Here is a 10,214-nt window from a genome sequence, read left to right as displayed (position 1 = left end):
CCAAAGATTTGGGCACTTTTTTATGTTTTCAATGAACGGTACTTTCGAAATTTAGGATAAATTGAATGTACGGCATTCAGCGGCCATCAGGATCAACATTACGGATCTGTAGTATAAACATGTGAAGTCACCCGGGAGTCGGCACGCGCAACATCCTTGGTGGCTTTTTCATTCGGGGGTGATACATGATGAACAGCAAAGAAAGATTTTCAAACCGCGTCGATACCTATGTGAAATACCGGCCAAGTTACCCCAAAGCGGCCATTGATTATTTGTACGACACGGTTGGATTGCGGCCGGGCTGCACGATTGCGGACATCGGTTCCGGTACGGGCATTTTTTCGAAGCTGCTGCTGGAACGCGGAAGCCGCGTCATTGCGGTTGAGCCGAATGCGGCCATGCGGGCGGCTTCCGAGCAGACGTTGAACGGCTATCCGGACTTTCGGGCTGTGCCCGGTTCCGCGGAATCGACCGGGCTGCCGGACCGGTCGGCAGCGTTCATTGTCTGTGCGCAATCGTTCCACTGGTTTGACCGGGCAGCCGCGCAGACCGAATTCCGCAGAATTTTGCAGCCGGGCGGTAAAGCGATCTTGATCTGGAACACGCGCCTTGTGAGCGGCACTCCGTTTCGTGAGGAATACGAGCAGCTGCTCCAGACCTATGGAACCGACTATAAAACCGTCAACCGCCGCAATATTTCCAGAGAGATGCTGCTCTCTTTCTTCAAGGATGGCGCGATGAACGAAGAACGTTTCACATTGACGCAGGAATTCGATTTCGAGGGATTGAAAGGGCGGTTGCTGTCTTCCTCCTACATTCCTCTCCCCGGCCATCCGAAATACGATGCCATGATCAAAGAGCTTCGGGAGCTGTTTGAACGGAACAACCGGAACGGCATCGTGCCTTTCGAATACGAGACTGAAATTTATTGGGGCGAGGTATGAACAGGGGGTTGAAGGAAGTTGACTTCTCTGAGACCCGTGCCGCGAAGTTCGATCCGAATATACGTTGGCAAAAAAAACTATCGCTTGAAGCGGTACTGCGACTGGTATCTCGGCGGCAAAAAGTATGCTTCCCATATCGAGCGTTCGTTGCTGCCGCACGTCATTTTTACACATCGGACGCCGCTGCTGCGACAACTCCGAAATGCGGACATGCGGCTGCAGCATAACAAAGTGAAGAACCTGACCATCGCCTCCCGGCGCCTGAACGGGCTGATGGTAAAGCCGGGAGAAACCTTCTCGTTCTGGCGGCGGATCGGCAATCCGACCAGACGAAAAGGTTACGTGGAAGGCATGGTGCTGTTTTACGGGAACGTTACGGCGGGCGTGGGCGGAGGTTTGTGCCAATTATCGAATTTGATTTACTGGATGGCCTTGCACACCCCTTTGACCGTGACAGAGAGACATCGGCACAGTTACGACGTGTTCTCCGACTCGGGAAGGACGCAGCCGTTCGGAAGCGGGGCAACGTGCGCCTATAACTATCTGGATCTGCAGATCAAAAACGAGACCGACCGGCCATACCAACTGATCGTTTATTTGACGGACACGCACCTGGTCGGGGAATGGCGGTCAACAACTCCGTCGTTACGCAGGTACGAGGTGTACGAGAAGGAGCACTGGATTACGCATGAATTTTGGGGCGGATACGTAAGGCACAACAAGATATACAGAAAAATCTACACCCCGGATCATGAGCTTGTCGCAGATGAGTTCATCACGGAAAATCACGCCATCATGATGTACGAACCGATGCTGGAAGACGGTATGAGCGTACAGAGGTGAACCATGGAAGCGGAAATTATTCGCCAAGCGAAAGAAGTTGCCGTAAACGCGGTCTTGAAGGCCGGGCAGATCGTGAAGGAGCATTTTGACCAGACGGCCGTCATCCATGAGAAAGGCAGCTTCGGTGACGTTGTGACGGAAATGGATTTTCGTGCAGAGGAAATCATTTTGCAGGAAATTACCCGCGCTTTCCCGGACCATCAGATTACCAGCGAGGAGAGCGGCTTGAGCGGCAAAGAAGGCGACTGGCTCTGGATGGTCGATCCGCTCGACGGGACAAACAACTATGCGATCGGCCTGCCCGTGTTTTCGTTGTGCATCACGCTGCTGCACCGAAGGGAAGCCGTGCTGGGCGTCATCTATGAGCCGATGGTAAACCGGCTGTACGTGGCCGTCAAAAATGAAGGCGCGTGGTGCAACGGCCAGCGAATGCAGGTGCGCAAGAGAGAAAATCCGGCGAAAGGCACGGTGGGCTGGATCCAGGGGCATCAGGTGCAGAACGAACCGGCCGCCGTTCGGCTGAAACATTACATCGATGTCAAATTCAAGCGGATGATCCGATTGTGGGCGCCGTCGCTGCAATGGTGCATGCTGGCCAAAGGCGACCTGGATGGCATCGTGCTCTACAACTCGGAAGGGGACGACCTGTACGCCGGTGTGCTGATGGTGAAAGAAGCCGGCGGCCTGGTGATCGATTTCGATGGCAATGATTTCGTGGGCATGAACAATGAGCCGTACATCATCGCCTGTCACCCCGAGAGCAGGGAGTTCTTTTTGCAGACCGTAAGAGAGGGACTGAATTCAAGGGAGCCTGCAGCATGCCAAACACGGACTGGACGCGGCTGAACAACCTGCAACTGGGAAAATACGCCGAGTACTTCGCAAAGATGGAGTTTGCTTCATATGGATTGGAGGTGTACACCTCCGAAGTCGACGACAGAGGGATCGATTTCATCGTCAAGGATTTGCAGGGCAGATTCTGCGAGATCCAGGTCAAGGCTTTGCGAGGCACGGGCTACGTGTTCATGCAGAAGAGCAAGTTCAATATCGATAATCGCAACCTGTACTTGACCCTCTTGCTGTTCGAGCAAGGCCGTCTGCCGGAAATTTTCCTCATCCCTTCGGAGGCATGGGCTCAGCCCAACGATGTGTTCGTGAACCGGGATTACGGCAAGCCGGGACAGAAAAGCAAACCGGAGTACGGGATCAACGTCTCGCGGAAGAATGTCCGCCTGCTGGAGCGATATGCTTTCAATGAACAGATCAGACACTTCCTGTAACGGCGGGAGGAGCCATGGACACAGGTATTTCCGGGCATTGTTTTATTTATTACCTGAAGGCATCGTGGGTGCCAAAAGTCAGGAGGCGAATGGATGAGCCGCGGCATTCCAATTGAACAGTTGGATTTCAAGCCGAGAACCGCTGCTGATGCTTTTGCATTTTTCGGACTTTGATCTGAGGAGAACAAATGAGAATTTTCGACGAGGACAACAACAGAACAATCCGTAAGGCAACCCTGCTGTTAACCGAACGCGAAGCCAGAGAACTGCTGGACGGTTTGCGTTCGCTGCTGGAAAAACCGAGTCTGCATGTACATGTCAACGATGAACAATATGAGCATGAGATTACGGCAGCACTCTATGACGAACACAACATTGAAAATTTTCATGACCGGATCAAGCAAGTGATCAAGGAAGACATTTGATGACTAAGCGCACAGAAGGATGATCGTACGATGTTATCTCGTCTGTTTCGCAAGACATTGCCGCTGGAGACCCAAATTCAGGATCTCAAAGAGCTGGGCATAACGTTCAATCTGCCTGACGAAGAGCTGATCGGGAAACTCAAGGAACAATTCGATCCGCAAGCATATGCAAACGATCCCTACACCCTGCTGATCTCCGCCGCCGGGACGGACCTGTTGGACGAAGACGGAAATGTGCTGCGGATGTCCGATGACATTTTAAGTTTTGATATCGAGTGCGTAGAGGATGAGCAGGTTTACACGCATATCGTCGAACAGTTCATGCGCCTGACAAAAGGCGAATGCCGGATCAGCGAGCCGGACAGCAACGTCGACTTCAATGAAGAGGCGGCCCGTCTGTCTTTCTCACACGAGGGCAGGAGACATGAGCTGGAGGTGAAATTTGAGGACGACTGGTTTGATGTCAGCGTTCTTGAGCGGATCGCGGAAATCGTCAGGAAACCGGGCAAAGATTTTGTGTATTTCAAGGATGGACAGACCCTCACGATCCTGTACTGCACCCCGGAGGCATTGGAGAAGTTAAACCGCGCGGCAAACCGCAAGTTTCGAGTCATGGTTTGAATACGGGGCCGAGTTGGCGCGTTTAATCAGTCTTGAAATGCGAACATTTGTTTGTTGTCTTCCCCGGCATATGCTATACTTTGGACAACCCATTTGAAGGAGTTGGTCCAGTTGGCGCTTTATCCTTACTTGTTTTTCAACGGAAACGCACGGGAAGCGGCATTATTCTACGCGCAAGTGTTCGGCGCCCCGGAACCGCAGATTTTGACGTACGGATCGGTGCATGCTGACGAAATTCCCGCGGAAGCGAAAGACCTGGTCATGCACACGTACATCGAGATCGGCGGCAGCAAGCTGATGATTTCCGATGATTACCCGGGGAGCCCCTATCAGCAGGGCAACAACTTTACCCTGGCCTATGTCAGCAGCGATGAAGCGGCGATCCAGAGCGCGTTCGAGAAGCTGAAGGACGGCGGCACAGTTGAATTGGAGCTGCAGGAGATGCCCTGGAGCAAAGCCTACGGCATCGTGACGGACAAGTTCAACATCAAGTGGCAGTTCAGCCACGAAGCCTGATGCCCGAATCCGATAGCGAAATAACGAAACGGCACCTTCCGCGGGTGCCGTTTTCGATGCTTGCTAAACCCGGACAGGCCCGGGAGCGCCGCCCCTAATGGCGCCGTCCGACCGAAGCGGGCCGTGCTCGATCAGTTCGCCCAGCCATCTCGCCATATGCGCGGGGCGATAGAGGAGATCGCTCTCCAGCCACCACGCGATCAGGCCGAGATGCGCCGCCGCGACGAATCGGCTGAGCGCTTCCGCCGGCGTCTCCATCGGGGCGCGGTCCGCCTGATTCAGGAAGACCAGCTTCCGGTAAAAAACGTCCTCGATGATCCGCTGCAGCTGCTTCGCCACCCCCGGCACGCCGTTCTCCCCCAGCATCACCTTGTAGTAGTCCGCGTTGTCGGCGATGTGCTCGAAATGGCGGACCAGCCCCTCATGCCAGTTGAAGCGGCATTCTTCGCCGGGCCGGCAATCGGGCGGGGCGAGCGCCTCGCCGAAGGCCTGGAACATCTCCCGGTTGCACTGCTCCAGCAGATCGTACTTGTCCTGAAAATGAAAATAGAACGTCGACCGATGGATATCTGCAGCCTCGGTGATCTCCTGCACGGTGACCGCTTCGAACCCTTTCTGCCCGACGAGCGCGATGAACGCGTCGCGGATCACCTGGCGGGTCCGCTTGACGCGCCGGTCCTGGTTCCGATCCACCTCCGACAACGGTCTCCCTCCCCGTAGAACATTTTGACTTTATTATACACACTGGCCGGAATCGACGGAAATTCGACGGATCGCAACGGATTGTCGGTTGCGATTCCGGCCGCGGTTCGGTACGATGGCGTCAAACATTCGGTGCACCGGAATGGATAAATCCAAGCCTTTATGAAGGAGGACCAGAACCATGCTGAAAATCGCGATCATCCTCGGCAGCACGCGTCCGGGACGCAACGGTGAAACGGTGGCGAAGTGGGTGCTCGAGACGGCCCGCAAGCGCGGGGGCGCCGATTACGAGCTGATCGACCTCGCGGACCATCCGCTGCCGCTTCTGGACGAGCCGATGCCGCCCCTCATGGGGCAGTACACCAAGCCGCACACGATCCAATGGTCGAACGTTATCCAACCGTTCGACGGGTACGTGTTCGTGACGCCGGAATATAACCGCTCCGTGCCGGGAGCGCTCAAGAACGCGATCGACTTCCTGTTCCGCGAGTGGAACAACAAGGCGGCCGGCCTGGTCGGCTACGGCGCGGGCGGCGGCCACCACGCCACGACGGCGCTGCGCGGGATCCTGTCCGAGCTGAAGATGGCCCACGTCCGCACGGAGCTGAACCTGTCGCTGTACACCGATTTTGAAGATATCTCCGTGTTCCGGCCGACTTCGGATCATGAGGAAACGTTGAACCGGATGCTGGACGAACTGTCCGCGTGGAGCAGCGCGCTGCGCGGTGTGCGGGAAGCGTCGGCGCAAGCGGGATAACACGAAACATCCATCACCCAAGTCAGGCGGCATGCCGTCGGGGTACGTCGAACGTATCGCGTCGGCATGTTATTTTTTTGCAAACGCCATTTGTTGGTGACACGTGTCACATAAGCGGCGGACCGGGGGCGGTACACTGAGAGCGGAAGCATCAATTTTTGTCCGAAAGGGGAGGATGGTACATGGAAGCGGCGTTCAACGGTTCCGAGCGCGTCGGCGACATCGTGGCCGGATTTCCCGGCGCAGGCAACCTGATGAAGGAATACCGGATCGATTTCTGCTGCGGCGGCGACCGCACGCTGTCCGAAGCGCTGGAACAGCGGCAGATCGACAAGCAGGCCTTCCTCGAACGTCTGAATCAGCTGTACCGCCAGGCGCAGGAGAGGATGACCCGGGACACGGACTGGCGCGAAAAAACGTCATCCGAACTGATCGACCATATCGTGCAGACCCATCATGCGTATTTGCGCGAGGAACTGCCGCTCCTTGGCGAGTTCGTCGCGAAGATTTATCGGGTTCACGGCAGCGCGCATCCGGAGCTGGCGGCATTGCATGACCGGTTCCATCGCATGAAGGCGGAACTCGAGCGGCATCTCGCCGACGAGGAGGAGACGGTGTTTCCGCTGATCCGCAGGGCCGAACAGGCGGGAGCGCAGGCCGGCGGCGCGGAAGCGGCGAAGGCGATCGGGGAGATGGAAGACGACCACAGCGCGGTGGGCGAACTGCTGAAGGAAATGCGGGAGATCACGCGGGACTACCGGCTGCCGGAGGATGCGTGCCGGACCTACACCCTGGCCTTCCGGAAGCTGGAAGCGCTGGAATCGGATCTGTTCGAACACATCCATCTCGAAAACAACGTGCTGTTCCCGAGATACCGCAGCCTGGCCGGCACCCATTGAAAATCTAGGCGAGGAGTGAGCGATATGGAACAAACCCCGCATCAATGCGGCGCATCGATGTTCGGCGGGCGGATGCCGGTGGAGCTGTGCGAACCGCTTGCCCGGCTGAAGAAGGAGCACGGACCGCTCCGGGAGCAAATGAACGCGTTCGCCCGCGAGGCGGCGGAGATCGGGCTGGATGGCGGCGTCGCCGACTGGAGCGGCCGGCTTGCGGAGCTGAAGCGCAAGGTGGACGCCTTCGTCGGCGAGCTGGACCCTCATTCCGAGCGCGAGGAAGGGGCGCTCTTTCCGCTCATGGCGAAATACATCGGCAGAGAATCGGGACCGATCGCCGTGATGGAATATGAGCACGACCTGGCCAAGACCAACCTGAAGAAATTCAGCGAAGCCGTGGAACAGATCGAAGGAGCGGTGGACGCCGCCAAGGCGAAGGAAATCGCGTCCTGCGCGATCCAGGCCCACGCCGTTCTGACGGAACATTTCATGAAGGAAGAGAACGTGCTGTTCCCGATGGCGGAGAACATGCTGAACGAAGAAGAGAAAGCGAAGCTCGCCCGCGCCGTCGGATCAGCCTGATGGCTCAGCATTGACGCGGCGCTTGAGCCAATCCCGCAGCACGACGGCGTGGTTGTGGACGGGATCTATCGCGGCGTAGACGAGCGTAACGGGCTGCCTGAGCGCCGTTTCGCAGATGCGGTCCGCGAGCCTGAGGCGGACCGGATCTTCCGCCAGTTCCCGCTCATAGCCGGAAGCAAACTCCGCAAATCGCTCCGGGCGGTGGCCGAACCATGTGCGCAGTTCGGGACTCGGGGCGATTTCTTTCATCCATTCGTCGATGGACGCCTGCTCCTTCGAAACGCCGCGCGGCCAGAGACGGTCGACGAGAATGCGCACGCCGTCTTCGGGAGCGGGCGGCTCATAGACGCGTTTGATGCGAATGGCGGGGCGATTCGTGCCGGACATGGTGCGGTCGCCTTCTTTCGTGAAGATTTTGTCCATGTAAATCCATTATACGCGTCGGAAGGAATTGGATGGAACCGCCGTTTCGGATAGAATGTAGGAAAGGAGATGATGCCCATGGATGTGTTGGCGGCCATCGAGAAGCGCCGCGAGATTACGCAGTTCAAGTCCGATCCGATTCCGCAGGACGTCATGGACAAGCTGTCCCGCGCGCTGTATCTGGCCCCGAGCGGCAACAACCTGCCTTCCCGCGAATTCATCCTCATCACGGAGAAGGAGATGCTCCGCAAGCTGACGCCGACCACGCCGTACATGCAATGGCTCGAACAGGCCGCCGGGGCGGTGGTCATCATCGCCGATCCGGCGCTCAGCAAATATTGGCTGCAGGACGCGTCGATCGCCGGCGGGTTTGCTTGGCTGACCGCCGTGTCGCTCGGGCTCGGCGCCGCGTGGGGAGCGGTGTATCACGCCGAGGATGCGGCCGAATCCGCAAAGCGGGAGAAGCATGTCCGGGATCTGCTGGGCATCCCCGGCCAATACAGGGTTGTGGCCATCATCGGACTGGGATACCCGGCCGTGGAGCCGCCGCCGAAAGAGATGTACCCGCCGGAACGGGTATTCCATGAGGGAAGGTTTACCTCATGAAGACGATCGGACTTCTGGGCGGCATGAGCTGGCAGTCGACGATTGATTACTATCGGATTCTGAACGAGGAAGTGGCGCGCCGTCTGGGCGGCCTGCATTCCGCGAAGCTCGTGATGTACAGCGTCGATTTCAGCGGGATCGCGGAGATGCAGCGCCGGGGCGAGTGGGATGCCGCCGGTGCGGTGTTGGCGGAAGCCGCGCGGAATCTGGAGCGGGCGGGCGCCGATATGGTGCTGATCGGCGCCAATACGATGCACCTCGTGGCGGATGCGGTGCAGCAGGCCGTCCGCATTCCGCTCGTCCATATTGCGGATGCGACCGCCGACCGGGTGCGTCAGGCGGGGCTCACCCGCGTCGGCCTGCTCGGCACGCGGTACACGATGGAGAAGGATTTCCTGAAGGACCGGCTGGCCTCGCACGGCCTGACCGTTTATGTGCCCGACGCGGAAGATCGGGAGGAAGTCCACAGGATCATTTATGAGGAACTGTGCCTCGGGATCATCACGGAGGAATCCCGCAAGCGCGTCACGGAGGCGGCGGAGCGGCTGGTCGGTCAGGGAGCGGAGGGCATCCTGCTCAGCTGCACGGAGCTGCCGCTGCTGATCCGTCCGGGCGACCTGTCGGTCCCCGACTTCGACACCACGCGCATCCACGCCGAGCGCGCGGTTGAGCTGGCGCTTAGCGAGTAGCGGGGATATGGCGATTGCCTGCCTGGCGGCGGGCGGTCGCTTTTTTTGTTTGGGTGGGTGAGGAACGGTTGTAAAATATTAATAATCGGAGTCGATATTATTATGTAAATGCAAACATTATGATGGACAGGAGTGTTGGGGTTGGGGAAAAATCCGCAAGGCATTCAGGTCGATCCCGGAAAGCCGCTTGTCTCCGGTGAGGGATTCTTCCTTCCCTCATGATCATCTACTACACCGGAAGTTTGCTGTTGGGCCTGCTGGATTTCGCATTGCTTCAGATGATTCCCATGGCCAGAGAGATGGTGGATTGAAGAAGATCGGGGATTAAGGCTGGCAGGTGAGAATCAAATTGCTTATTGAATGGATAATCCTGGGTGTGTTCATCTTATTGGCATTATGGAGTTTGGTTGAGGGAATCAACAATCGATCAAGATTTAAGATCTATCAAAGACTCAGGTATTACTTGGTTGGAGTTATCATTTCGATTTTCATGATGATTTTGATTCACATTTCATCAGACGAAGAAAATTTCATTCTTTCTTCTGTGGGGATTATTGCTCTTACATTAATATTTGGAAACTTGTTCTACTATTACCAAGGTGAACGAATTCGAAATCCGCTGGAGATGAAGTTCAGATTATTAAAGTACATCTTGTTTTCGATTTGTGTTCTTTTTGTAGGCGTGTTATTGAGCCCATGAGGTGTATTCGAGATCTGTTCGCGGGGAATGCCGATTCTTGTATCCGATACGCCAATGTTCAGGTCATGCTTGATCTTCCGCACGTCCAAACGGACAGTCAAAACACTTATGAACAAGTCATGATGATGTTTGACCTGTATGTAAATAGGGTTATAAAAGCAATGTTTGATTAAAATATGAGCCTTTTGCATAATTTCGTTTTGAAGCCAGCTTCATAGGGAGTCCTCAACTAG

The 10,214-nt window shown here is 56.3% G+C and carries 14 protein-coding genes; 12 read left to right on the top strand and 2 right to left on the bottom strand.

Annotated elements, in window-relative coordinates; all coding sequences use genetic code 11:
* Window positions 1-188 precede the first annotated feature (188 nt).
* From KJQ12_RS12500 to KJQ12_RS12470, 7 genes are all read left to right on the top strand, one after another.
* Window positions 189-944 (top strand): class I SAM-dependent methyltransferase, encoded by a 756-nt coding sequence (locus tag KJQ12_RS12500; protein ID WP_213484934.1) that lies wholly within the window; start codon window positions 189-191, stop codon window positions 942-944.
* A gap of 18 nt (window positions 945-962) precedes the next feature.
* Window positions 963-1,787 (top strand): VanW family protein, encoded by an 825-nt coding sequence (locus tag KJQ12_RS12495; RefSeq protein WP_213484933.1) that lies wholly within the window; start codon window positions 963-965, stop codon window positions 1,785-1,787.
* Window positions 1,788-1,790: 3 nt separating this feature from the next.
* Window positions 1,791-2,633, top strand: a complete 843-nt coding sequence (locus tag KJQ12_RS12490; RefSeq protein WP_213484932.1) for an inositol monophosphatase family protein — start codon at window positions 1,791-1,793, stop codon at window positions 2,631-2,633.
* Complete coding sequence (locus tag KJQ12_RS12485; protein ID WP_213484931.1) at window positions 2,606-3,067, top strand: DUF4365 domain-containing protein; 462 nt, start codon at window positions 2,606-2,608, stop codon at window positions 3,065-3,067. The genes KJQ12_RS12490 and KJQ12_RS12485 overlap by 28 nt, the downstream gene beginning before the upstream one ends.
* A gap of 188 nt (window positions 3,068-3,255) precedes the next feature.
* A complete protein-coding gene (locus KJQ12_RS12480) occupies window positions 3,256-3,492 on the top strand; it encodes a hypothetical protein (RefSeq protein ID WP_213484930.1) in 237 nt (78 codons plus the stop codon).
* 30 nt (window positions 3,493-3,522) lie between these two features.
* Window positions 3,523-4,113, top strand: coding sequence for a hypothetical protein (locus KJQ12_RS12475; RefSeq protein ID WP_213484929.1), 591 nt, complete (start codon window positions 3,523-3,525; stop codon window positions 4,111-4,113).
* Between the two features lie 111 nt (window positions 4,114-4,224).
* A complete protein-coding gene (locus KJQ12_RS12470) occupies window positions 4,225-4,629 on the top strand; it encodes a VOC family protein (protein WP_213484928.1) in 405 nt (134 codons plus the stop codon).
* Window positions 4,630-4,692: 63 nt separating this feature from the next.
* On the opposite strand, the gene KJQ12_RS12465 is transcribed toward KJQ12_RS12470, so the two are convergent.
* Window positions 4,693-5,322 carry a TetR/AcrR family transcriptional regulator gene (locus KJQ12_RS12465; protein ID WP_244860593.1) on the bottom strand — a complete coding sequence of 210 codons (630 nt, stop codon included), beginning with the start codon at window positions 5,320-5,322 and terminating at the stop codon, window positions 4,693-4,695.
* Window positions 5,323-5,512: 190 nt separating this feature from the next.
* Here KJQ12_RS12465 and KJQ12_RS12460 point away from each other — a divergent pair, with 190 nt between their 5' ends.
* The 3 genes from KJQ12_RS12460 (at window position 5,513) to KJQ12_RS12450 (ending at window position 7,563) form a co-directional block, all read left to right on the top strand.
* Window positions 5,513-6,088 carry an NADPH-dependent FMN reductase gene (locus tag KJQ12_RS12460; protein ID WP_213484926.1) on the top strand — a complete coding sequence of 192 codons (576 nt, stop codon included), beginning with the start codon at window positions 5,513-5,515 and terminating at the stop codon, window positions 6,086-6,088.
* Between the two features lie 182 nt (window positions 6,089-6,270).
* The gene (gene ric / locus KJQ12_RS12455) at window positions 6,271-6,987 is read left to right on the top strand and encodes an iron-sulfur cluster repair di-iron protein (RefSeq protein ID WP_213484925.1); all 717 of its coding nucleotides are present in this window, start codon (window positions 6,271-6,273) and stop codon (window positions 6,985-6,987) included.
* 24 nt (window positions 6,988-7,011) lie between these two features.
* On the top strand, window positions 7,012-7,563 hold the full coding sequence (locus KJQ12_RS12450) for a hemerythrin domain-containing protein (protein WP_213484924.1): 552 nt from the start codon (window positions 7,012-7,014) through the stop codon (window positions 7,561-7,563).
* Here KJQ12_RS12450 and KJQ12_RS12445 read toward each other — a convergent pair.
* Entirely contained in the window at window positions 7,555-7,950 is a 396-nt protein-coding gene (locus KJQ12_RS12445; RefSeq protein WP_213484935.1) for a DUF488 domain-containing protein, read from the bottom strand. The two genes, KJQ12_RS12450 and KJQ12_RS12445, sit on opposite strands and share 9 nt — an antisense overlap.
* A 114-nt stretch (window positions 7,951-8,064) precedes the next feature.
* Here KJQ12_RS12445 and KJQ12_RS12440 point away from each other — a divergent pair, with 114 nt between their 5' ends.
* The gene (locus tag KJQ12_RS12440; protein ID WP_213484923.1) at window positions 8,065-8,592 is read left to right on the top strand and encodes a nitroreductase family protein; all 528 of its coding nucleotides are present in this window, start codon (window positions 8,065-8,067) and stop codon (window positions 8,590-8,592) included.
* Complete coding sequence (locus tag KJQ12_RS12435; protein ID WP_213484922.1) at window positions 8,589-9,281, top strand: aspartate/glutamate racemase family protein; 693 nt, start codon at window positions 8,589-8,591, stop codon at window positions 9,279-9,281. The genes KJQ12_RS12440 and KJQ12_RS12435 overlap by 4 nt, the downstream gene beginning before the upstream one ends.
* Window positions 9,282-10,214 lie beyond the last annotated feature (933 nt).

The organism is Thermobacillus xylanilyticus (assembly GCF_907165215.1).
In the GTDB taxonomy this organism is placed as follows: domain Bacteria; phylum Bacillota; class Bacilli; order Paenibacillales; family Paenibacillaceae; genus Thermobacillus; species Thermobacillus xylanilyticus.
The sequence above is the reverse complement of the archived record's forward strand: the minus strand, read 5'-3'. Positions and strand labels throughout refer to the sequence as shown.

What these genes read in the sequence shown, in the direction of transcription:
- KJQ12_RS12500 (WP_213484934.1), top strand. Translation starts at nt 189, where the DNA reads ATGAACAGCAAAGAAAGATTTTCAAACCGCGTCGATACCTATGTGAAA.
- KJQ12_RS12490 (WP_213484932.1), top strand. Translation starts at nt 1,791, where the DNA reads ATGGAAGCGGAAATTATTCGCCAAGCGAAAGAAGTTGCCGTAAACGCG.
- KJQ12_RS12485 (WP_213484931.1), top strand. Translation starts at nt 2,606, where the DNA reads ATGCCAAACACGGACTGGACGCGGCTGAACAACCTGCAACTGGGAAAA.
- KJQ12_RS12480 (WP_213484930.1), top strand. Translation starts at nt 3,256, where the DNA reads ATGAGAATTTTCGACGAGGACAACAACAGAACAATCCGTAAGGCAACC.
- KJQ12_RS12475 (WP_213484929.1), top strand. Translation starts at nt 3,523, where the DNA reads ATGTTATCTCGTCTGTTTCGCAAGACATTGCCGCTGGAGACCCAAATT.
- KJQ12_RS12460 (WP_213484926.1), top strand. Translation starts at nt 5,513, where the DNA reads ATGCTGAAAATCGCGATCATCCTCGGCAGCACGCGTCCGGGACGCAAC.
- ric (WP_213484925.1), top strand. Translation starts at nt 6,271, where the DNA reads ATGGAAGCGGCGTTCAACGGTTCCGAGCGCGTCGGCGACATCGTGGCC.
- KJQ12_RS12450 (WP_213484924.1), top strand. Translation starts at nt 7,012, where the DNA reads ATGGAACAAACCCCGCATCAATGCGGCGCATCGATGTTCGGCGGGCGG.
- KJQ12_RS12445 (WP_213484935.1), bottom strand. Translation starts at nt 7,950, where the DNA reads ATGTCCGGCACGAATCGCCCCGCCATTCGCATCAAACGCGTCTATGAG.
- KJQ12_RS12440 (WP_213484923.1), top strand. Translation starts at nt 8,065, where the DNA reads ATGGATGTGTTGGCGGCCATCGAGAAGCGCCGCGAGATTACGCAGTTC.
- KJQ12_RS12435 (WP_213484922.1), top strand. Translation starts at nt 8,589, where the DNA reads ATGAAGACGATCGGACTTCTGGGCGGCATGAGCTGGCAGTCGACGATT.